At 70.1% G+C, this 21,085-nt stretch carries 18 protein-coding genes; 6 read left to right on the top strand and 12 right to left on the bottom strand.

Annotation, left to right across the window (positions count from 1 at the left end):
* The first annotated feature begins 52 nt into the window (after positions 1-52).
* The gene (locus ACSMXX_RS03580) at positions 53-1,486 is read left to right on the top strand and encodes a GntP family permease (RefSeq protein WP_473182573.1); all 1,434 of its coding nucleotides are present in this window, start codon (positions 53-55) and stop codon (positions 1,484-1,486) included.
* Between the two features lie 72 nt (positions 1,487-1,558).
* On the opposite strand, the gene ACSMXX_RS03575 is transcribed toward ACSMXX_RS03580, so the two are convergent.
* Positions 1,559-2,365, bottom strand: coding sequence for a thioesterase family protein (locus ACSMXX_RS03575; protein ID WP_473182572.1), 807 nt, complete (start codon positions 2,363-2,365; stop codon positions 1,559-1,561).
* 357 nt (positions 2,366-2,722) lie between these two features.
* Here ACSMXX_RS03575 and ACSMXX_RS03570 point away from each other — a divergent pair, with 357 nt between their 5' ends.
* Together ACSMXX_RS03570 and ACSMXX_RS03565 are read left to right on the top strand one after the other, a co-directional pair.
* The gene (locus ACSMXX_RS03570) at positions 2,723-3,409 is read left to right on the top strand and encodes a TetR/AcrR family transcriptional regulator (protein WP_473182571.1); all 687 of its coding nucleotides are present in this window, start codon (positions 2,723-2,725) and stop codon (positions 3,407-3,409) included.
* A gap of 210 nt (positions 3,410-3,619) precedes the next feature.
* Positions 3,620-4,999, top strand: coding sequence for an MFS transporter (locus tag ACSMXX_RS03565; RefSeq protein ID WP_473182570.1), 1,380 nt, complete (start codon positions 3,620-3,622; stop codon positions 4,997-4,999).
* Positions 5,000-5,106: 107 nt separating this feature from the next.
* Here ACSMXX_RS03565 and ACSMXX_RS03560 read toward each other — a convergent pair whose 3' ends face one another.
* A complete protein-coding gene (locus ACSMXX_RS03560; RefSeq protein WP_473182569.1) occupies positions 5,107-5,556 on the bottom strand; it encodes a PaaI family thioesterase in 450 nt (149 codons plus the stop codon).
* A 244-nt stretch (positions 5,557-5,800) separates the two neighbouring features.
* On the opposite strand from ACSMXX_RS03560, the gene ACSMXX_RS03555 reads away from it, so the two are divergent.
* Both ACSMXX_RS03555 and ACSMXX_RS03550 read left to right on the top strand, forming a co-directional pair.
* The gene (locus ACSMXX_RS03555) at positions 5,801-7,438 is read left to right on the top strand and encodes a benzoate-CoA ligase family protein (RefSeq protein ID WP_473182568.1); all 1,638 of its coding nucleotides are present in this window, start codon (positions 5,801-5,803) and stop codon (positions 7,436-7,438) included.
* Positions 7,439-7,594: 156 nt separating this feature from the next.
* On the top strand, positions 7,595-8,026 hold the full coding sequence (locus ACSMXX_RS03550) for an acyl-CoA thioesterase (RefSeq protein ID WP_473182567.1): 432 nt from the start codon (positions 7,595-7,597) through the stop codon (positions 8,024-8,026).
* A gap of 51 nt (positions 8,027-8,077) precedes the next feature.
* Here ACSMXX_RS03550 and paaZ read toward each other — a convergent pair whose 3' ends face one another.
* The 3 genes from paaZ to ACSMXX_RS03535 are packed head-to-tail and all read right to left on the bottom strand — an operon-like array spanning position 8,078 to position 11,663.
* Positions 8,078-10,123: a phenylacetic acid degradation bifunctional protein PaaZ gene (gene paaZ, locus ACSMXX_RS03545; RefSeq protein ID WP_473182566.1), complete on the bottom strand. Its 2,046-nt coding sequence runs from the start codon at positions 10,121-10,123 to the stop codon at positions 8,078-8,080.
* Complete coding sequence (locus ACSMXX_RS03540; protein ID WP_473182565.1) at positions 10,120-10,773, bottom strand: class I SAM-dependent methyltransferase; 654 nt, start codon at positions 10,771-10,773, stop codon at positions 10,120-10,122. Before ACSMXX_RS03540 ends, paaZ begins: the two co-directional genes overlap by 4 nt.
* Entirely contained in the window at positions 10,773-11,663 is an 891-nt protein-coding gene (locus ACSMXX_RS03535; protein WP_473182564.1) for a helix-turn-helix transcriptional regulator, read from the bottom strand. Before ACSMXX_RS03535 ends, ACSMXX_RS03540 begins: the two co-directional genes overlap by 1 nt.
* 364 nt (positions 11,664-12,027) lie before the next feature.
* Here ACSMXX_RS03535 and ACSMXX_RS03530 point away from each other — a divergent pair, with 364 nt between their 5' ends.
* On the top strand, positions 12,028-14,988 hold the full coding sequence (locus tag ACSMXX_RS03530) for an AfsR/SARP family transcriptional regulator (RefSeq protein WP_473182563.1): 2,961 nt from the start codon (positions 12,028-12,030) through the stop codon (positions 14,986-14,988).
* A gap of 43 nt (positions 14,989-15,031) precedes the next feature.
* Here the strand turns inward: ACSMXX_RS03530 and ACSMXX_RS03525 are convergent, their stop codons facing one another.
* The 7 genes from ACSMXX_RS03525 to ACSMXX_RS03495 form a co-directional block, all read right to left on the bottom strand.
* A complete protein-coding gene (locus ACSMXX_RS03525; RefSeq protein WP_473182562.1) occupies positions 15,032-15,922 on the bottom strand; it encodes an ACP S-malonyltransferase in 891 nt (296 codons plus the stop codon).
* 18 nt (positions 15,923-15,940) lie between these two features.
* Positions 15,941-17,116 (bottom strand): FAD-dependent oxidoreductase, encoded by a 1,176-nt coding sequence (locus ACSMXX_RS03520; RefSeq protein ID WP_473182561.1) that lies wholly within the window; start codon positions 17,114-17,116, stop codon positions 15,941-15,943.
* A gap of 9 nt (positions 17,117-17,125) precedes the next feature.
* Positions 17,126-18,220, bottom strand: a complete 1,095-nt coding sequence (locus ACSMXX_RS03515) for an LLM class F420-dependent oxidoreductase (RefSeq protein ID WP_473182560.1) — start codon at positions 18,218-18,220, stop codon at positions 17,126-17,128.
* Positions 18,205-19,176: an alpha/beta hydrolase gene (locus tag ACSMXX_RS03510; RefSeq protein WP_473182559.1), complete on the bottom strand. Its 972-nt coding sequence runs from the start codon at positions 19,174-19,176 to the stop codon at positions 18,205-18,207. The genes ACSMXX_RS03515 and ACSMXX_RS03510 overlap by 16 nt, the downstream gene beginning before the upstream one ends.
* Positions 19,173-19,919, bottom strand: a complete 747-nt coding sequence (fabG, locus tag ACSMXX_RS03505) for a 3-oxoacyl-ACP reductase FabG (protein WP_473182558.1) — start codon at positions 19,917-19,919, stop codon at positions 19,173-19,175. The genes ACSMXX_RS03510 and fabG overlap by 4 nt, the downstream gene beginning before the upstream one ends.
* A 1-nt stretch (position 19,920) precedes the next feature.
* Positions 19,921-20,181: an acyl carrier protein gene (locus ACSMXX_RS03500; RefSeq protein ID WP_473182557.1), complete on the bottom strand. Its 261-nt coding sequence runs from the start codon at positions 20,179-20,181 to the stop codon at positions 19,921-19,923.
* A 101-nt stretch (positions 20,182-20,282) separates the two neighbouring features.
* Positions 20,283-21,083 carry an enoyl-ACP reductase FabI gene (locus ACSMXX_RS03495; protein WP_473182556.1) on the bottom strand — a complete coding sequence of 267 codons (801 nt, stop codon included), beginning with the start codon at positions 21,081-21,083 and terminating at the stop codon, positions 20,283-20,285.
* Positions 21,084-21,085 lie beyond the last annotated feature (2 nt).

The raw sequence follows: 21,085 nt of genomic DNA, 5'->3' as shown, positions 1-21,085 counted from the left end.
ACCTGCGGGAGCGTCACAACGGATTCGGGCAGAAGACGTACGGAGTACCTCCATGGAAGCAATTGAACCGGCATACGGCACCGCCGCCCTGATGCTGATAGCAGCCGGCGCCGTAGCCCTGCTGCTGTTCCTGATCATGAAGGTGAAGCTTCACGCCTTCGTGTCGCTGGTACTGGTGAGCGTGGTGACGGCGGTCGCCGTCGGTTTCCCGCTCGCGAAGATTCCCGACGCCCTGATGTACGGCTTCGCGGACACGATCGGATCGGTCGCCCTGCTTGTCGCCTTCGGCGTCATGCTGGGCCGCCTGCTGGAGATGACCGGAGGCGCGCAGACGCTGGCCGACACTCTGATCAGCAGGTTCGGTGAGAAGAAGGCGCCGCTGGCGCTCGGCGTGGCATCGCTGCTGTTCGGCTTCCCGATCTTCTTCGACGCCGGACTGGTCATCTTCCTGCCCATCATCCTGACGGTGGCCCGCCGCTTCGGCGGCTCGCTCCTGCTCTACGCCCTGCCGGCGGCGGGCGCCTTCGCCGCCATGCACGCCATAGTTCCGCCGCACCCGGGGCCTGTGGCGGCGGCGGAGGCTTTCGACGGCAGCATCGCCGTCACGATGCTCGTGGGCATACCGATCGCCGTCGTGGCTTGGTACGTCGGCGTCATGCCGGTCTCCCGCTACCTGGGAGCAAGGCTCGACGTGGCCGTGCCCGAAGCCCTCTTCGGCAAGGTCAACGGCGGCCAGGACGCGTCCGGAGGGGGAGACGGAGACGGCGGGGAAAAGGAAGGCGGAGCCGGTGTCGGCGGACGCCCCCCGGCCTTCGGAACGGTCCTCTCCCTGCTTTTGCTGCCGCTGGTGCTGATCTCCCTCGGCACGATCGTGGACACGCTCGTCACGGCCAAGGCCGTCGCCGAGGGCGCGGGCTGGGTCGCCTTCCTCCGCCTGCTCGGCGACACCCCGGTCGCCTTGATGATCACGGTGCTCGTCGCGATCGCCGTGCTCGGACGCCCCCACGCCTCTCTCTCGCGGATCACCGGCATCCTCGACAGCGCCCTCGGTCCGGTCTGCTCGATCATCCTGATCACCGGCGCCGGCGGCATGTTCGGCGGCATCCTGGAACTCAGCGGAATCGGCGCGGCGCTGAGCGGGTCGCTGGAGGGCCTCGGGATGCCGCTGATCGTCCAGGCGTTCATCATCGCCACGCTGCTGAGGGTCGCCCAGGGCTCGGCGACCGTCGCCCTGACCACGACGGCCGGTCTGCTCGGCAGCGCCGTCTCCGACGCCGGCCTCGGAGACTTCCAGATCGCACTCTTGGTCGTCGCCGTCGCGGCAGGGGCCACCGTGCTCTCCCACGTGAACGACTCCGGTTTCTGGCTGGTCAGCCGCTTCTTCGGGATGGACGAGAAGACGACCCTGAAGACATGGACCGTCATGGAGACGACTCTTGGCCTGGCGGCGTTCGTGATCGCCGCGGCCCTGTGGACCGTCACCTGAGACCGGACCCCGGTCGGCCCGGGTGGCGGTCACCGGAAGCCTGGCCCGGGTTCCTGTGACCGGCGGTCCGTCTCAGTCGCGGGGCGCCACGAACAGGCTCTGCACGGCCCGGCCGATCGGGCCGTGCTCGTCGTGGAGCGCGGTCTCGGACATGCCGACACCGGCCGAGTCGATGCTCGTACGGGCGTCGACGCAGACCCAGTCGCCCGTCGGGTGGCGGTGCAGATGAACCGTCAAGTCGGGGTTGACGAAGACGTGTTGGGAGAAGTCCAGCACGTTGCTGACCCCGTTGCCGGAGTCCGCCGCGGTCAGCACGCGGTCCAGCGGGGAGATCTTCTCCCCGTCGACGAGCGGGACGCGCATCCGCATCCAGCATGCCGCCGGCCCTTGTGCGAGAAACGAGCCGTGCACGAAGCGGGTCTCCATGGCCGTGTGGTAGCCGACGTCCCACGGGACGGGGAAGAAGGGCTCGGTCTCCGCGCTCCCGGGGCCGGGAACCTCCGGCTCCGGTGTCACCTGAGGCACCGATCCGGGCAGCGTGCGGATGCGCAGTGCCCGGGCCCGCATGACCTCGTCGCCGCCCTCCGGCGTCAGGGACGCCTCCACCAGTTCCACGCTGCGTCCCTCGCGGAGTACGCGCGTGACCACCGTCAGCGGCCTCAGCGGCACGGGGCGGGTGATCTCGAAGGTGATCCGCGCCAGACGCATGTCCTCGCGGGCGCCCGTACGCATCCGCACGGCCCGTCCCAGCAGTGCGGCGGGCGGCCCGGCGTGCTGACTGTCCGCGGACCACGGGCCGCGGGTGTTCTCGGTCGGTAGGTACCGGTCGTCCGACACCTGCTCGAAGAAGGCCTCGGCGGAACTGGTCTGTGCTGTCACGGCTGTTCTCCTGCCCGCTGGCTAGGTGCCCCTCCCGGCAAGCTCTGCCCTGTCGCGCCGCCCTGCACGCACGCTCGCTGCGTTGGCCAAAAGCCCGGGTAGCTCCGCTACCAGGGCTTCCGGCCGCCTTGCGATCGCACGCACCGGACGACGCTCCTTGACGGGCAGACATTGCCGGTCACGGCACTAAGTCGCCAAGAAGGCTACTGGCAGGTAGTCGAGGTGTCACCCGGTCGTCGGGCCGTCGCCGCAAGGCCGGAGAAGGGCAGGTCAGGCATACGGGCGCGCACTCCGCGGAGGCGTCGGCAGCGCGCCCGCGAAGTTGGAGGTGAAGCCATGTTCATGTATAAGTTGACCATGGCTACCACCGCGTCCGCGTCCGACGACTGGGACGGCGCACCGCTGCCTTCGCTGGTGAATCCGGCTCTTCTGCGGGAGACGCCGGCCACGCAGCGCGGCGCGCGGCGGCGGTCGGAGCTGATCGCGGCGGCCCGCAAGGTCTTCGAGCGGTCCGGCTATCTGGACGCCCGCCTCACGGACATCACAAAAGAGGCGAAGTGCTCAACTGGGTCCTTCTACACGTACTTCAAGAACAAGGAAGAGATCTTCGCCGCCGTACTCGAAGTCGCCCAGCAGGAGATGCTGCATCCCGGCATGGGCCGCCTCCCGGACAGCGGCGATCCGTACGACGTGATGGAGGCGAGCAACAGGGCGTATCTGGAGGCGTACCGGCGCAATGCCAAGCTGATGGACCTGCTGGAGCAGGTGGCAAGCGTCGACCACACCTTCCGTGAACTGCGCAGGCGCCGCGGTGAGGCGTTCGTCCACCGCAACGCACGCGGCATCGCGGACCTGCAGAAGCGTGGCATCGCCGATCCCGACCTGGACCCGATGCTGGCGTCGCGGGCGCTCTCCGGCATGGTCAGCCGCTTCGCTTTCAGCGTCTTCGTGCGGGGCGTGGACCATCCCGTGGACTTCGACGAGGTCGTCTACACGGTGACGAGGATCTGGGCCAACGGGCTGCGGTTCCCCGGTCACCGCTGAGCCCGGTCACCGCTGAGTCCGGTCACCGCTGAGCCCGGTCACCGCTGAGCCCGCTGCGCCGCGGTCCCGGGTGACGGCGTCGTCGCAGCGCAGAAGGTTCTGCCGCGACTGTTGACAGCACAACGGCCTTCACCCAAGCTTCGCTCTCAAGTTGAACATGACGTCAGCTTACGGTGACCGGTTGCAGTCCACCCCTCGAAGGAGTGCCCGATGACTGAAACGGCAGAACCGAGCGGGGAGGCGACCGCGGCGCAGCCCGGGATCCCGCCCAAGAGCCATCGCAAGCTGCTCGCCGCGGGGCTGATCGGCAGCTCGATCGAGTGGTACGACTTCTTCCTGTACGGGACGGCCGCCGCGCTGGTCTTCCCGCACGTCTTCTTCCCCTCCAGCTCGCCGCTCGCCGCGACGCTGCTCTCCTTCAGCACCTTCTGGGCGGGCTTCATCGCCCGCCCGCTCGGCGGCATCCTCGCCGGTCACTTCGGTGACCGTTACGGCCGCAAGCCCATGGTCGTCGTCTGCCTGCTGGGCATGGGTCTGGCGACCCTCCTGATCGGATGTCTGCCCAGCGCCGAGTCGATCGGGATCGCGGCGCCGACGCTGCTCGTGGCACTGCGCTTCGTGCAGGGTCTCGCGTGCGGAGGTCAGTGGGGCGGCATCGTGCTGCTGCTGACCGAGTCGACGAGTCCCAAACGCAGGGGATTCGCCGGGACGTTCGGGCAGATGGGCGTGCCGTTCGGTGTGATCCTGGGCAACGTGGCGTTCCTGGCGGCGACCGCCGCCATGTCGGAGTCGGCGTTCCTGAGCTGGGGCTGGCGCATCCCGTTCCTCTTCTCCGCGCTCCTCTTCCCGGTCGTGCTGTACATCCAGACGAAGGTCGAGGACACCCCGGAGTTCCGGGCGCTCCAGGCGGAGGTGTCGGAGAAGAAGCCGCAGAAGGTGGCCCGCGCTCCGCTGAGCGAGGCCGTACGCAAGGACTGGCGCAAGATCCTGCTCGCGTGCGGCACGCTGGCCGCCACCAACTGCCTCTTCTACATCAGCATCGCGGGCGTTCTCAGCTACGCGACCGAAAAACTCCACATGAGCCACGAGTCGCTCCTCGCGGTCTCGCTCCTCACCTCGCTTATCGGCGCCGGGGTGATCCTCTGGTCCGGCGCCCTGTCAGACCGGGTGGGCCGCAGGCCGATGGTGCTCATCGGCTCGGCCATGCTGATCCTCTGGGCGTTCCCGTACTTCTGGCTCGTCGACACCAGGAGCCTGTGGCTGTTCTTCGTCGCCCTGGCCGTCGGCAGCGTCTTCCAGTCGATGACGTACGGGCCTGCCGCGGCCTACATCGGGGAGCTGTTCGCGCCCAACATCCGGTTCTCCGGGGCCTCGTTGGCGTACCAGCTCGCGGCCATCACCGTCAGCGGCGCGACCCCGCTGGTGATGACCGCGCTCATCGCGGAGACCGGCTCGACCACCCTGGTGTCGGCTTTCGTGGCGCTCATGGGGCTGGTCACCTTCTGCTGCACATGGGCACTGCGCGAGACCAACCCCGCGGAGGTCCGCGCCGACTCGAAGGCGGTGCCGGGCGAACTGCTCCACGCCTGACGGGAGCCGGTCGCATCAAGGACGGCGCGGGCGCGCAGCCCGCGCCGTTCCCATTGCGCGGGGCGCCCGCATCGGGCTCCGGCGGCCCCGGGGTCCGCGCCGCCTCTTCAGGCGCTCTCGGGCCGCTCCGGGTCCGGTGCCTGCCCGTCCCCGCGCTCCGGACTGCCGTCGCCGGCAGGGAGGTTGGCCAGGCGCACCTCACCACGGGCGATGTCGTGGCCCGCTTCGTCGGTGACGGTGACGAGCCAGAGCTGCTGGGTGCGGCCCCGGTGGATCGGGGTCGCGGTGGCGGTGACGGTGCCCGAGCCGATGGCCCGCAGGAAGTTCGTATGGTTGGCGACGCCCACGACGTTGCCCCGGTCGGCGTACCAGACGGCCGCGCCGATGCTCGCGGCCGTCTCCACCAGCGAGCAGTACACGCCGCCGTGGACGATGCCGTACGCCTGGAGGAGATCGGGAGTGATCTCGCAGGTGACGACCGTCCTGTCGGCCGTCATCTCGGGGAAGTCCATCCCCACGGTCTTCTCGAAGCCCGTCCCGAACCCGTTCCCGTTCATTCGCTCTCCCCGTCGTCGAGGGCCTTCCAGGGACGGTCCGCGGCGGGCCGCCAGGCGCTGCGGGCGGCCGTGTCGCCGTCCTCGCCCGCTGCGGCCATGGCCCCTCCGCCGTCGCCCGTGCCGGTGTGGGGACCAAGTATGTGCCGCAAGGCCGTTGCCCTGTCCAATCATTCCACATCGCTATTGACGGACGTCCGGAACCTGTAGAGCATGACGCAACGGTTCCAGGTGAAGGGGAGACCCGATGACCGCCCACAGCGTGACTCCGTCCGTCGTTCCCGGCACACCCCTCGTCCCCGGCATGTTCAACGCCTCCGACTACCTCCTCCAGGCAGCGGTCGACCCCGCGACGGCGGACCGTACGGCGATCACGGGCCCGGCCGGAGAGCTGACCTACGCCGGTCTGGCAGAGCTCGCCGGCCACATCGCCGCCGGGCTCCAGGCCTGGGGAGTTCGCGCCGAGGAGCGGGTCATGCTGCTGATGGCCGACGGCCCCGAAGCAGCCGCCGCGATTCTCGGGACGATGCGGCTCGGCGCCGTGCCGGTGCCGGTCTCGACGATGCTGACAGGGCTGGAACTCGCCGAACTCCTCGGGGATTCGCGAGCGCAAGTGCTGCTGGTGAGCGAGGAGTTCGCCCCCGCCGCCGAGTCGGCGCTCGCGCGCGTACCGGGTGTGCGGTACGTCGCGGTCTCGGGAGACGGCGAAGGGCCGGCGCCCGCAGTGCCCGCCGGAGTACGGCTGCGTCCCTTCGTGGAACTCGTGGAGGAAGGGCGGCGGCGCGGCGGCGAACTGCAGGACCCCTGCATCACCTCCGAGGACTCCTGCGCGCTGTGGCTGTACACCTCCGGAACCACCGGCAAGCCCAAGGGCGCGATGCACCGGCACGCCAACATCCGGCACGTCGTGGAGAGTTACGCGCGGCAGGTGCTCGGCATCACCTCCGCCGACCGGTGCCTGTCCGTCGCCAAGCTCTTCTTCGCCTACGGCATCGGCAACTCGCTCTTCTTCCCGCTGGCGGCCGGCGCCGAGACCGTACTGGATCCGCAGCGGCCCACGCCGCAGTCCGTCGCCGAGCGGCTGACCGAGTACCGGCCCACACTCTTCTTCGCCGTGCCCACCTTCTACGCCGCGCTGCTGCGCTCCGACGTGCCGCCCGAGGTGTTCGGCTCCGTACGGCTCGCGGTCTCCGCGGGAGAGGTGCTGCCCGCGGACCTGTGCCGCAGGTTCGCCGACCGTTTCGGTGTCGAGATCCTCGACGGGATCGGCTCAACCGAGGCGCTGCACATCTTCCTCTCCAACCGCCCCGGCAGCTCCCGCCCCGGCACCACCGGGACCGCCGTCGAGGGTTACGAGCTGCGCGTCGTCGACGGCGACGGCCGCGACGTCCCGCGGGGTGAACCGGGGTCGCTGCTGGTCAAGGGCGAGTCGATAGCGACCGGTTACTGGTGCAGGACGAGCGTCACCCGGCAGGTCTTCCAGGGCGAGTGGCTGCACACCGGCGACACCTACGTCGTCGACGACGACGGCTACTACACCTGCCTCGGTCGCACCGGCGAGATGCTCAAGGCAGGCGGCATCTGGGTCGCGCCGTCCGAAGTGGAGGCCCGGCTGCTGCAGCACCCGGCCGTCTCCATGGCCGCCGTGGTCGGTCTGCCCGACGAGGACGGCATCGACAAACCCGTGGCGTGCACCGTGCTCGCGGACGGCGCAGAGGCCGGTCCGGAGGAACTCATCGAGTTCTGCCGCGACGGACTCGCCGCCTTCAAGCGGCCGCGTGAAGTCGTCATCGTGGACGAACTCCCCACCACGGCAAGCGGAAAGCTGCGCCGTCACGCGGTGCGCGAGCTGGCCGCCGCGCGTCTGGGGCAGACGGGGGAGTGACGGACGGCTTCCGCCCCCGAGCCGTTGGCGCAAAAGCACGGTGTGGGCAAGTGACCGTTCCCATGGTCCTCACTTCTTCCCGCGGCCATCAGCACACCATGAAATGGTTATGGTGGTACGGCACTTGACGGAGTGACAGGCAACGGGAGGAAATGAATGACGGTCGAGCCCTTCGCCGTGAAAATGGAGGTCAGATCCTACGAGATCGACCCGCAGCTTCACGTCAACGGACCCGTCTACGTCCAGTACGCGGACCATTCACGCTTCGCGTGCGTACGCGCGGCGGGAATCGACGTCGACGAACTTCTGGGCAGCGGAATAGGGCCGGTGAATCTGGAAACCGTCATCCGGTACCACAACGAATTGCGTGGCGGGGATGAAGTGGACGTGACTTGTGAGTGGATCTGGGGGGAAGGCAAGACCTACCGCGTGGAACATGTACTGCGGCGAAGGGACGGAGAAATCGCCGCTGAGGTTCAGCATGTGAGCGGGCTGCTCGATCTGAAATCCCGGCGCCTGGTGGCCGATCCGGCCGCCGAATGGCGCTCACGGGCCGAGAAGCCGGAACTGCTCGGGTTCGGCCGGTAGCCGGTAGCCGGCGGAGCGTCAGGGCGGACCGGGGGCCTCCGCGGTGACTGCTCACTGCGAGGGGCCGCCGGACGCCATCAGCGTCACGATGTCGTAGCGGGCCACGGGGCGCCGGTCCTGGTCGACGACCTCGACGTCCCAGCGGACGTCTCCCTGCGAGGAGTGCGGACGAGGCGCGATCTCCTTGGCCGTCAGAGTGACCGTCAATGCGTCCCCGGGGCGCACGGGCGCGAGAAAGCGGAGATCGAGCAGCTCCTGGTTGGCCAGGACCGGTCCCGGTTCCGGCGGGACGAAGAGCCCCGCTGCCAGCGACAGCACCAGATAGCCGTGGGCGATGATCCCGTCGAACATGGAGCTGCTGCGCGCGGCCTCGTCGTCCGTGTGCAAGTAGTAGTGATCTCCGGTCAGTTCGGCGAACCGGGCTATGTCCTCACGGGTCACGGTGCGCGGGCCGCACACGATCGCATCCCCCACCCGGAGATCGTCGATCCCCTTGCGGAGCGGATTGCCCCCGGAGGTTCTGCGTTCGGCTCCGCTCACCCATCGTCCGGTCAGGGCGCCCAGCATCCCGGGGGAGGCAGCCGCCGAGGTGTGCAGCAGAAGACGCTCCACCGCGCGGACGCGCTCCGAGTCCCCTCCGGCGGCCCCCGCGGGCAGCGGGGTGAGAGCCTGGGACGAGAACCCTCCGGGCGTGGACGCGTCGTGCAACCGCACCGTGTCGCACCAGGGAGCGAGGTGCCGCCCGAGATCGCGGGCCGCTTCAGCGCTTCCCGTCACGACGGACACGGACCCGCGGGTCCCTCCCAGCGACATCGCCCCGGTGAGCTGCGCCACCGAGTCATAGGGCAGGAGGGTGCAGACGGGCCCGAAGGCCTCGACGCGGTGCGGTGCCGGTGCCGCGGCGTCCTTGGACAGCAGCAGAACGGGACGCATGAAAGGGCTCACGGCCGCGCCCTCCCAGGCGGTGAGCGGCCCTTCGGCGGCGCCGCTCACCAGCCCGGCGGCGGCGGTCACCGGCCGAGCCTGTGCCGTCAGACCGACCAGCGCCCGGCGCACCCGTTCGCTGTGACCCCGGTCGACCAGCGGCCCCATGTCCGTGCCCGGCGCGCGCGGGCCGTCCACCGTCACCTCGGACAGCCTCTCGTGTACGGCCGCCGCGACCTCCGCGCACAGCGGGCCGGGAACGAAGGCCCGCCGCACGGCGGCAGGGGTCTGGCCCGCGCACAGGGTCATGGACGCCACGAGCTCGTCGACGAAGGCGTCGAACGCGCTGCTCCCCGGCAGCACGTCCTGCCCCAGCACGGCGCACCGCAGTGCTTCGACGTCGGCGTGGACATCGGCACCGTGGCGCAGTACGCCCGGGTGTGCGCGCACGCGCCGCGCTGTGTGCGACGTACCGGTGAAGGAGATCACGTCGTGTGCGCGTACCCCGTCGAGAAGGCCCGTGGCACCGCACACGACCTGGAGGGCCCCCTCGGGGAGCACGCCGGATGTGATGACGCGCTCGATGACGGACACGGCCAGCGGGGCCGTCCGGTGGGACGGCCGCACCACGCTCGGCATTCCGGCGAGGAAGGCGCGGGCGAACTTCTCCAGGGCCGAACTCACGGGCAGGCAGAAGGAATTGATCTGCAAGGACACCCCGGGCCGTGGCACGAGCACACCCTGACCGGCGAGATGTCCGTCGCGCGCGAGGCTCTCGGGCCGCCCCGCGATGAACACCGTGTCGGCGGGAAGCACCCTCGTTCCCGTGCGGGCGTAGCCACGCAGGGCGCGCAGCCCGCCGTCGATGTCGTAATCGGCGTCCCGGGGCGTGCTTCCGCTGCGCGCATGGAGTTCCCGCAGCTCCGCGCGGTGACCGCTCAGCCGGCGGGCGAGCTCGCCGATCAGTTCCGCGCGCTGCCGGAAGGTGAGCTGCCGTACGGCGGGACCGGCCGCGCGTGCGTGTTCCATCGCCGCCGCGCCGTCGATTCCCGCCCCCGAGACCCGGGCGGTCTCGTCTCCGGTGGCCGGATCGTGGAGCGGAACACCCGGGCCCTCAGGCGTGCGCCATCGTCCACCCACGTAACTGCGCAGCAGCGGCCCCTGATCCGTCACCGGCGGCGGTAGGCCGCCCAGAGGGCGGGAACGTCGAGCTCTTCGGCCACGCCGGGCATCTTGACGCGCATGGTGCCCTCCTCCAGCCACTCCTCGTCCCAGCCGTCGGCGAACGCACGGCGCACGTCGTCCTCGGCGAGCCGGGGCAGGTCCGACAAGTGGCGTTCGGGGACGCCGAGTTCCATGAACGTCTTCCTCATCAACTCCGTTGACTCGGCGCTCAGTTCGAGCATGTACACGGATGCGCCGGGACGGCATGCCCTGTGGAGTGCGGCGGCGTAGCCGGACTGCCGTTCGCCGGCGCAGACATCGAGCAGCCCGCAGTCCACGACCGTGTCGAACCGGTCCTCGTATCCGGGCAGTGCGAAGGCGTCGCCGACGACCAGATCCGGGCGCACGTCTCGCTCTTCGGCCTTGGCGCGGGCCTTGCCGACGGCCACCGCCGAGATGTCTACGCCGGTGACCGGGTGACCCCGGGATGCCAGCCACAGCGTGTGCTCGCCGGTGCCGCAGCCCGCGTCCAGTACCTCGCCGCGGATCCGGCCGGCTTCCTCCAGCGTGACGAACTGGGGCTGGGGCCGCCCGATGTCCCAGGGCGGACGGCCTCCGAGCGGCGTCCTTCCGCCGTACACGGCGTCGTAGTCGACCATCACTTCACTTCCTTCGCCGGTACGGTGCCGCGCCTGCGGTGCTGGACACTCCGGAAATCCGAGGGGGACATGTGGACGCTCACCTTGAAAGTGCGCTGGAAATGGCCGGGGTCCTGGTAGCCGACCCGGCGGGACACCTCGGCCACGGAGAGGTCGGTGCGGGTGAGCAGCGTCCGCGCCTCTCCCATGCGCAAGTCGGTCACGAAATCGATGTACCGCCGCCCCGTCTCCTTCTTGAAGGTCCGTGAGAAGTGATAGCGGCTCAGGTGAGCTGCGTCTGCGGCGAGATCGAGGGTCAGGGCGTTGTCGGCGAAGTTCTCCTTGATGTACGCGACGGCGCTGTCGATGCGAGGTGACAAGGCGCCGTGCGTTTCCTGGCGGACGTTCGCGCCTGCCGGGCTGTCCGCGCTGGGCCGCAACTTGGCGGTGAACCAGGTGAGTTCGTCGACGAACTGCTCGACACGGTCGCGCAGCGGGCGTGCCGCAGAAAGCGGATTGGATTCCTCCGGGCGGAAGTCGTCATGAGCGACGACGAGGGAGCGCGGGATGGTCACCGCTTCCATCGCGGCCAGGACGATGCGCAATTGGTCGATCGCATAGGTGGAACGCCCGTTGTCGAGGGAGACCAGCCCGACGGCCTTTCTCCGGGTGTGCCGTGCGTCGAGACTGTCGAGGGTGAGTTTGAGTGCACTCGAATAGGAGTTGTTGTGCACCGATGTGAGGAGCACCAACGACTGTGAACCGCGTACGGCCTCACGCAGCTTTTCGTAGGCGCCTGCGGCCTGTGAGTCGTGGACGGCGGGCAGCCAAGGGTGCGAGGGAGCCCAAGTGACGCACGTACCCCCGTTCGTACGGATCGCGTTCTCCAGTACCGGCACGAGCTGTGCCATGTGCGGAGAGGACGAGAGGTCGTCACTGATGACGGTTATCCGGGCGGTGCCACCGGGCTCCTGCTTCTGGCGTTCATCTCTCTGACATGTGGAAACCATGGATCTCCGACCGAGAGTCAATGGGGCGGTTGAACTCCCGGTCAGTACAACAGGATTGCGGATGCAGGGGTGATGCAGAGCGGATGCACGGAACCCGGCCGGGACAGCCGTCCGATTCCCGCGTGACGTAGCTCACGGCGCACCGTCGCCAAATCAATTGCCGCGTAGTGTTCTTGAGGGGGGCAGCGGAACCGACTCGCCGATCCGGTCGCGCCGAAGGCACCGCGCACCCAGACCAACGCCGACGGGGGCCATGGTGAGACGTATGACCGACATCTTGCTGATCAACGTGTTGGGGCGGCTCGCGATACGCGGGCCTGAGGGGGAGGTGGAACTGCGGGGCGGCGTTCCACGGACGATCGTCGCCTGCCTGGCCGTTCGCGCAGGTGAGACGGTGTCGCGGGAAGCGCTCATCGAGGCTCTGTGGGGCGCGAGGCCGCCGCGGACGGCCCGGACGACGCTGCGAAGCCACTTCACGCGGCTGCGCGCCGAATGGCGTGCCGGGGGCTTACCGGACGTCATCGCCACTCAGGGTTCCGGTTATTCGCTCCATGTCCCGCGGGAGCATGTCGACTGCCACAAATTCAGAGAGATGGCCGAATCAGGGCGGCAGTTTCTGAAACAGGGCCGGGCCGGAGAAGCGGTCGCCGAGATCTCGTCCGCCCTCGACCTGTGGCGGGGAGACGCACTGTCGGACTGCCGGCAAGGCGGATGGGTTCAGGTGGAGGCGGCAGGCCTCGACGAACTCCGTCTGAACGCGCTGGAGGACTTGTTCCAGGCGCGGCTCGGGACGGCCGAACACGCGGGCCTGGTTTCCGAGGCCGAGCACCACGTGCACAACCATCCGTACCGGGAACGGCTATGGGAAATCATGATGCTCGCCCTTTACCGTTCCGGACGCCGAGCCGAGGCGCTGGCGGCTTTCCGCAGGGCCCGCGCCGTTTTCGTGGACGAGCTGGGGATCGAGCCGGGACGGGAACTGCGGGAGCTGGAATCGGCCATTCTCGCCGACGACCTGTCGCTGTACGGCCCGGCTGCGTCCGCTGTCGCGCCGGCTTCGGCCGACCGGGACTCCGGCACTCCCGCAGCGGTCCGCCACGCCGGCAATCTCCCGGCCGAGCTGACGAGTTTCGTCGGGCGGCAGGAGGAGACGGCCGAGGTGGGGCGGCTGCTGACCGGTTCACGACTGCTGACGCTGACCGGCGTCGGCGGCGTGGGCAAGAGCCGGCTGGCGGTGCGCGCGGCGGCCGAGAACGCCGGCGCCCACCCCGGCGGGGTCTGGCTCCTCGAACTGTCCAACTTGCGGGAGCCGCAGCTCATCGCGCATGTGCTGGCCGAGACCCTGCAGGTCCAGGGGCGGTCCGACGAGGGGACGCTGGAGTCCGTCGCCGAGCACCTGGGGGACTCGTCCTGCCTCATCGTGCTGGACAACTGCGAACACGTGCTCAACGCGTGCGCCGAGGTCGTGGACCGGCTCCTGCACGCCGCCCCCGGCGTCCGGTTCCTGGTCACGAGCCGCCAGGGGCTCGGCATCGCAGGCGAACACATCATGTCGGTTCCGCCTCTTGCGGTACGGGGGCCCGACGGCGACGCCGGCGGGGGAGACGAAGAAGCCGCGGTGGCGCTGTTCACATCCCGCGCGGCGGCCGTCATACCGGGAGGTCTCAGCTTCTCGCCCGCGGAGCGCCGCATCGCCGCGGAGATCTGCGCGCGCCTCGACGGCATTCCGCTGGCCATCGAACTCGCCGCGGTGCGGCTGAGGGTGCTCTCGCTGCAGGAACTGCTGCACCGGCTGGACAGCAGGCTCGAACTGCTGGCGGCCGGGCCGCGATCGGTGCCGGAGCGGCACCGTACGCTGCGCGCGACCATCGAGTGGAGCTTCAACCTGTGCACAGGTGCGGAACAGCAGCTGTGGTCCAGGCTGTCCGTCTTCCCCTCCAGTTTCGATCTCGCTGCCGCGGAGGCCGTATCCGGGGAGGGCTTCCGCCGCAACGAGTTCCTGTCGCTGATGGACGGGCTGGTCGACAAGTCCGTTCTCTTCCGCGACGAGCACGCCGGGAGTCTGCGCTTCCGGATGCTGGGCGGCCTGCGTGAGTACGGAGTGGAGCGGCTCGCCGAAGAGGCCGTGGAGTCCGAGGTGATGGCCCGGCACCAGGCCCATTACCTGCACCTGGCCGAGCGGGGCGTACGTCAGTGGTTCGGGCCGGGACAGCTCGCCTGGTTCGAGCGGATGCGCGAGGAGCAGGACAACCTCCGTACGGCGCTGGACCACGCGATCACCTGTCCCGCGACGGCGGAGACGGGGCTGCGGCTCGCGGCGGCCCTCCATCTGTTCTGGGCGGGCAGCGACTACGTCGCGGAGGGCCAGTACTGGCTGCACCAGATGCTGGAGCTGAGCACCGCGCCGTCGGCCGTACGGGCCCACGTCCTGTGGGTGATGGGACGCATCCACTTCCTCCAGGGCAACAGCGAGGAGGGAATGGCCAGGCTCGACGAGGGCTGTGCTCTCGCGCTCCAGCTCGACGACGAGGCGGCGCTGACGTCGGTCCTGCACATCAAAGGCACCGCCGCACTCATCATGGGCGACCACGACGAGGCGAAGGATCTGCTGGAGCAGGTCGTGAAGATGTACGGCACGCAGTCGGGGAGGGAGAGCGTCTCCGTGATCGCCCCGGTCCATCTGGCAATGGCGGAGGTCTTCCGCGGAAACCCGCACAGGGCCGTCCAGCTCTGCGAGGACGCGCGGGTCTGCTGCGAGCGCCACGGAGAGAAGTGGGTGCTCTCCTACGCCCATTACGTGCTGGCGTGCGCCGAGCACGTCCGGGACGCACCGGCCCGTGCGCTCACCCACGCGCAGGAGGCCGTGAGACTGAAGTGGGGCTTCCACGACCAGGTCGGCCTCGCCATGTCGTTCGACCTCATGGGCCGGATCCTGGCGGCCGGTGCGGACGCCGCGCGCGCCGCACATCTCCTCGGTGCCGCCCAGCAGTGCTGGAACAGCCTGCGCAAACCGTGGTTCGGAGGGAACACATGGAAGCGCTTCCGGGACGAGGCGGAGGCTCTGGCACGTGAGCGCATGGGAGACGACGCGTTCGACCGGGCGTTCGTGCGCGGCCTGGAGGGCCCCGTCTCCACCGCTGTGGCCTTGGCGCTCGCCGTCCCCCGTCCGTCCGAGGAGGTGCGGACCGCGGGCCGGCCGCTCCCCGCGTGCCCGGCACACTCCTGAACTCACGCCCGGCGCCGGCCTCCTGGGCCGCGCCGGGTTCTCCTCAGCCGGAGCCCAGCGTGGCGAACTCAACCACTTTCTCCCTGCGTCCGAGCTTCAGCAACGCGTCGCCGGGGCCGGTCTCCAGCAGCCCCGGCACGCCCAGCTCCGCGACCGTGCGCACCGCGTCCCGCCACAGCACCGGCAGCAGCAGAGCCCGGATCAGGCGTTCGCGGATCTCGGCGGGATCCTCATGGACCTGCGCGTCGACGGTGGAGACGACGGGAACACGGGGCGGCCCGAAGGCCACGGAGCCGACGGCGGAGCGCCACTCGGGGATCACGTCCAGCATCACGGGGCAGTGGAACGCGCCCCCGATCGGCAGTAGTTCGGCGCGCAGCCCCTCCTCCTCGGCGAGCTCGACCGCCGTACCGACGGCGGTGCTGTCCCCCGACAGCACCGCCTGCCGGCGGCTGTTGATGCCCGCTGTTTCGAGGATTCCCCCACTCACACCGAGCGCGCGCCGGCGCAGCCACTCGATGTCGTGCAGCTCCGGTCCGACCACCGCGACCATCGCGCCGGGCCGGCGTCCGTTCTGTTCGCGGCAGAGAGTGCCCCGGTGCACCGCGAGCCGGAAGCCGTCCTCCACGCCGATCACGCCCGCGCAGGCGGCCGCGGTCAGTTCGCCGAGGCTGTGCCCCACCACGACCGGCGCGGTCAGCTCGCCGGGGTCCGTGCCGAACGCGGTGTGCACGGTGGCGATGCCGACGGCGTACGTGGCCGGCTGGGACACCGCGGTGTCGAGGAAGTCCAGCCCTTCCGGGTCCCGGACCCTGAAGTGCTGCAGGAACATGCCGACAGCCGGATGGTCCCGGTAGCGGCGGAGTGCGGCGACGATCGCCTCGGGCTTGGCACCCTGCCCGGGGAATGCGACGCCGAAGGAGTCGAGTGCCACGTTGATCCCTCCCGGTGTTCAGTGTTCGTCCGCCGCCGCGCCGGCCGGTGCGGCGGCGTGCTGACCGGCGCCCGCCATGCCGGTGAAGAACCGCTCCGTCGACCGGGGGTCGTCCGCCATGGCGGCGAGGGTCCTCAGCCGCAGCTCCGGCCGCAGCATGGCGATGGACAGCGTGGTCCGGTACCGGTCGGTGAGCAGCGCGTCCCGTTCCTCCCCGAACTCCCGCAGCGCAGAAGCGAGAAGCGTCTTGTCGTGCAGCACCGGGCCCGTACGGTCGACGAGGAGCTGGGCCTGCCGGAAGGCGTCGGTGATTCCGTCGGCGGAGATGGAGTCCTTGTGCGCTCCCGCGTCGCCCACGAGCGCCCAGCCCGGCCCGGCCGCCCGGCGGAAGAAGTTCCGCTGCGCCCCGGTGCCGTAGAGACGCTCCGCCCGGCTGCCCGACCGCACACGTTCGTGCAGGCCGGGAGCGACGGACCGGAGTGCTTCCAGGTACGCGCTCATGGAGCGTTCGCGCACCTCGGCGAATTCGGACTGCGGGAAGTACGCGCCCACCAGCGTCAGTCCGTCGTTCGTCGGCGCACAGCCGACCCAGCGGTCCCGTGCTCCGTAGGCCTCGAAGCGAGCCGGAACCCCGGACCAGAACGTGTAGTAGACGCAGGTCATCAAGGGGTCGCTCATCGTCGTGCCGGCGCCGACCGCGGCGGCGACCGTGGAGCGCATCCCGTCCGCTCCGACCACCAGCGCTGCGCGCTCGGTGTACTCGCGGCCCCCGCTCTTGACGCGTACCCCCGTCACCCGGCGGCCTTCCGTCAGTACGCCGGTGACGGCGCACCCTTGGCGGAACTCCGCTCCGGCCGCCGCCGCTGCCTCCGCCAGGACGCCGTCCAGCAGGTGGCGCCTGGGGGCATAGGCGGCCCGGTGGCCGTCGACCGGAGCCGAACAGCCCTCCAGCCGTACGTCCCCGACCTGGTGGAGCGCGGAGGTGATCGGCGGACAGCCGGTGGCCACCACCTTCTCCAGCACGCCCCAGCTGCCGAGGAGTGCGACGCCGGGCTGGTGGATGTACAGAGTCGACAGGGTGTCGCGGGGGAAGCGGGCCCGCTCCAGCATCAGCACCCGGTATCCGGCGCGGGCGAACAGCATGGCTGTGGGTGCTCCGGCGCAGCGGGCACCCACGACGATCACGTCGTACATCGAGGCTCCTCAGTCCGCCGTGCCGGACTTGTCGTAAGCGTCCGTCAGCGCGCGCAGGGTCCGCACCCCGTCCGCGACGTCCCGCGTGAAGAGGATCGCCGACAGGGTGTCCACCCCGGCGTCGGCGTAGGCGCGCATCCGGTCCGCCACGCGGTCCACGGGCCCGAGCAGCGCGGTGCGGTCCAGCAGTTCACCCGGTACGGCCGCGGCGGCTGCCCGGAGCCGTCCCTGCAGATAGTGCTCCTGCACCTCGGCCGCCGCGTCGCCGTAACCCATGCGCACGGCCTGCCGGTTGTAGAAGTTGTGCGCACGGCTGCCCATGCCTCCCAGGTAGTGGGCCGTGTAGGCGCGGGCGGGGTCGGCACACGCCTCGACGTCGTCGCCGATGACGACGGGAAGGCTGACCACGACGTCGAAGGGCCGGCCGTCGTCGCCGCCCTGGGGCGGCCCTCCCGCGGACCGTGCCCGCCGCCGGCCGGCGTGCAGGCGGGCGAGCTGTTCGCCGGCCGACTCGGGCTCGAAGAACACGGACAGCCAGCCGTCCGCGATCTCACCGGCCAGTTCGAGATTGCGCGGTCCCACCGCCGCCAGATAGACCGGCAGCCGTGTACGGGCCGGACGCATCCCCAGTTTCAACTCCTTGCCGGGGCCGCCCGGAAGGGGAAGCGGGTAGTGCTCTCCCTCGTGACGCAGCGGCTCCGCGCCCGAAGCGAGCGCACGCCGGACGACCTCCACGTACTCCCTCGTACGGGCCAGGGGGTGCCCGAACGGAATGCCGTGCCACCCTTCGGAGACCTGAGGTCCCGAAACGCCCAGCCCCAGCCGGAACCGCCCGCCGGAGACGGTGTCCACGGTCGCCGCGGTCATCGCCGTCGCCGCCGGAGTACGGGCGGGGATCTGCATCACGGCGCTGCCCAGCTCGATGCCGGTGGTCTGCGCCGCGAGCCACGACAGCAGCGTGGGCGCATCGGAACCCGTGTTCTCCGCCACCCAGACCGCGGAGAAGCCGAGTGCTTCCGCCTCGCGGGCCAGCACGGGCATCTTCTCGTGGCCCGGCCTGACGCCCCGGGCGCCCAAGTACCGCAGATTCAGCGCGAGTCGCACGGCAGCTCGCCTCCCGGGTCGCCCAGGTGTCCGGCGAGAAAGCCGAGCACCACCTTGCGGTATGTCTCCGGGTCGCTCTTCATCGTCCGGAGATGTCCGGCCCCCTGTACGACGGCGACCTCGCTGCGGGGATACGAGCGCGCCAGCGCGGTCACCTGCTCGTGACTGAGTACCTCGTCCTGGTCCCCGACGACGAACAGCATCGGCGTCGTCGCGTATCCGGGTCCCTCCGACGAGGGAGGCCACTCCCGGGGCACGCTCATGGCAGCCGTGACCAGCGGCACGAACGCCGCTTCCAGCAGCGCTCTCGCGGGCGGCTTCCGCATCACCCGCGGCAGCGGCAGCAGCCCGGTCCGCAGGAGATTGCGCACCGCCTCGGCCGGTTCCGCCGCCGGACCGCTGTCGCAGACCACCGCGTCGAGCGGCGCGAGCCGGCCGACGGCCTTGAGCACCGCGAAGGAGGACATCGAGATCCCGTACAGGGCGATGCGGGCGCCGTCGTGTTCCGGCTGCGCCCTGATGTACTCGACGACGGCCACCAGATCGTCCGCGAACCGGCCGCTGAACCCGGTCAGTCCGCGGTCGGTGAAGCTCCCGCCGTGGTTGCGGAAGTCGAAGAGCACCACCGTCCAGCCGGCTTCGGCCAGCATGCGGGCGTAGGACAGGCTGCGGGACTTCTCCGAGCCCATGGTGTGCCCGAGCACCACCACCCGCCGCGGATCGCCCGGGCAACTCCACGCGTGCAGGCTGCCGTTGGCGTTGCGTACGGGGATGCGGAGCTCCTCCGGGTCGAGCCCGAAGTCCGCCGGGGAACGCAGCCGCTTCGGCCTGGGCGGGTGGTTGACGGCGTGCGCCAGCCGCGCCCCGGCGAAGGGCGCCGCCGGAATCGCCAGCAACCGGCCGAGGCGCCCCCCGGACAGCGGGGCGAGGAGCGCCTCCGGGAGCGGGAGTCTCACACGACCAGCCCCCCGTCCACGCCGAGCACTTGGCCGCTGATGTAGCCGGCGCGGTCGGAGGCGAGGAAGGACACCAGATCGGCGACCTCCTCGGGAGTGCCCGGACGCCGCAGCGGTATGCGGCCGAGCAGCTCTTCGCGGGCCTCCGCCGGCACGTCCGCGGTCATCTCGGTGTCGATCAGACCCGGGGCGACGACATTGGCCCGTATCCCGAACCGGCCCACCTCGCGGGCGAGTGAGCGGGTGAAGCCGATGATGCCGCTCTTGGACGCCGCGTAGTTGGTCTGCATGGCGTTGCCGTACACACCGGCCACGGAGGACAGCGTGATCACGCTGCCCTGACGCTGCTTCATCAGAGAGAAAACCGCTGCGCGGCAGACGTGGTAAGTCCCGTCCAGGTTCGTACGGATCACGTCGTTCCAGTCGTCCTCGCGCATGCGCACCAGCGGGGTGTCCCGCACCACGCCCGCGCAGGTGACGATGGCCGACAGCGGTCCCAGTTCCTCCGCGGCACCCGCGACGAAGGCCTGGGCCTCCTCGGGAACTGAGACGTCGGCCCGCCGGGCGAGGACGCGGGCACCCGCGGCCTCCGCCTTGGCGGCGGTCTCGTCCGCGGCTTGCGAACTCGAGCGGAAGCAGAACGCCACGTCGTACCCGTCCGTGGCCAGACGCTGCACGACGGAGCTGCCGATGCCGCGCGAGCCGCCCGTCACGAGGGCGACAGGACGCCCGGACGCATCCATGTCAGCCTGCCTGGAGCTTGCCGGCGAGCAGGTCGTACACGCTGTTCAGCGATGTGATCTCGACGAGCTCGGACTCGTCCATCTTCACGCCGTAGCGCTTCTCCAGCTGCACGATGATCTCCATCGCGATCAGCGAGTCGACCCCGAGGTCCGCGGCGAACTGGGCGTCGTCGGTGATCTGTTCGGCCGGCAGTTCCAGTTCTACGGCGAGAAACTCGCGGAGGTCCTCGCGGTCCAGCATGGTGCCCTGGCTGTTCGACACGGTCATCATCCTTCTGTATCGGTGTGCGTGTGGTGCTGTGCCGGACGGTCCGGCCTGGTGCCGGCCGTCCCGGATCGGGGTGTTCCGGGGCGGGGCCCGCGTCAGGCGACGAGGGCCTCCCCGCCGTCCACGCCGAGGACGTTGCCGGTGATCCACGACGAGTCGGAGACGGTGAGCTGCACGATCGCCTCGGCGACGTCCTCCGTGGAGGTCAGGCGCCCGTGCGGGTTGAGCTCCTCGCTGCGCCGGACGACCTCCTCGCTGCCGGGGATCTTCTCCAGCGCCGGAGTGAGAGTGGTGCCGGCGCGGACCGCGTTGGCCGAGACGCCGAGCGGAGCGAGTTCCACGGCGAGTTGGCGTACGTGTGCCTCCAGGGCCGCCTTGGCGGCGGACACCGCGCCGTAGCTGGGGAGCACGCGGGTGCCGCCCGAGCTGGTCATCGCGTAGATCTTCGCGCCGCTCCGCAGCAGGTCCGCTGCGCGCAGATCCTGCGTCCAGTAGACGAGGCTGTGGGCCATCACGTCGACCGTCATCGTCATCTGACGCGGCGTGATGGTCTTCCCGCTGTTCTCCTTCGTCGGGAAGAACGGCAGGAGCGTGCCGAAGGCAACCGAGTGGAGCACCATGCGCAGGCCGGCGTCACCGGTCAACTCGCCTATCTTGGGCACCAGTTCGGCACGGGCCTCCGGCGAGGCGATGTTGGCGTTGAAGAAGTGCGCGGACACCCCGCGCCTGCGGAGGTCCTCCTCCAGCTCCGTCGCGCGTGCGCGTCCCTCGGCCATGTCGAAGTGCAGACCGATGACGTTGCAGCCCTCTTCAGCGAGCGCGCGTGCGGTGGCCCGTCCCATTCCGCTGGATACGCCGAAGATCAGCGCCCACGATCCGTCGAGTGAGATGCGCATGG

This window comes from Streptomyces sp. DSM 116795 (assembly GCF_055792905.1).
Note: the sequence above shows the minus strand (reverse complement) of the source record. Positions and strands in the feature narration are given on the sequence as shown.

Bases quoted from the DNA above. Each gene is read 5' to 3' on its own strand.
- ACSMXX_RS03535 (WP_473182564.1), bottom strand. From the start codon at position 11,663: ATGGCACAGCTCGTGCCGGTACTGGAGAACGCGATCCGTACGAACGGG.
- ACSMXX_RS03530 (WP_473182563.1), top strand. From the start codon at position 12,028: ATGACCGACATCTTGCTGATCAACGTGTTGGGGCGGCTCGCGATACGC.
- ACSMXX_RS03495 (WP_473182556.1), bottom strand. From the start codon at position 21,083: ATGCGCATCTCACTCGACGGATCGTGGGCGCTGATCTTCGGCGTATCC.
- ACSMXX_RS03520 (WP_473182561.1), bottom strand. From the start codon at position 17,116: ATGTACGACGTGATCGTCGTGGGTGCCCGCTGCGCCGGAGCACCCACA.
- fabG (WP_473182558.1), bottom strand. From the start codon at position 19,919: ATGGATGCGTCCGGGCGTCCTGTCGCCCTCGTGACGGGCGGCTCGCGC.
- ACSMXX_RS03570 (WP_473182571.1), top strand. From the start codon at position 2,723: ATGGCTACCACCGCGTCCGCGTCCGACGACTGGGACGGCGCACCGCTG.
- ACSMXX_RS03555 (WP_473182568.1), top strand. From the start codon at position 5,801: ATGACCGCCCACAGCGTGACTCCGTCCGTCGTTCCCGGCACACCCCTC.
- ACSMXX_RS03540 (WP_473182565.1), bottom strand. From the start codon at position 10,773: ATGGTCGACTACGACGCCGTGTACGGCGGAAGGACGCCGCTCGGAGGC.
- ACSMXX_RS03550 (WP_473182567.1), top strand. From the start codon at position 7,595: ATGACGGTCGAGCCCTTCGCCGTGAAAATGGAGGTCAGATCCTACGAG.
- ACSMXX_RS03565 (WP_473182570.1), top strand. From the start codon at position 3,620: ATGACTGAAACGGCAGAACCGAGCGGGGAGGCGACCGCGGCGCAGCCC.
- ACSMXX_RS03580 (WP_473182573.1), top strand. From the start codon at position 53: ATGGAAGCAATTGAACCGGCATACGGCACCGCCGCCCTGATGCTGATA.
- ACSMXX_RS03560 (WP_473182569.1), bottom strand. From the start codon at position 5,556: ATGAACGGGAACGGGTTCGGGACGGGCTTCGAGAAGACCGTGGGGATG.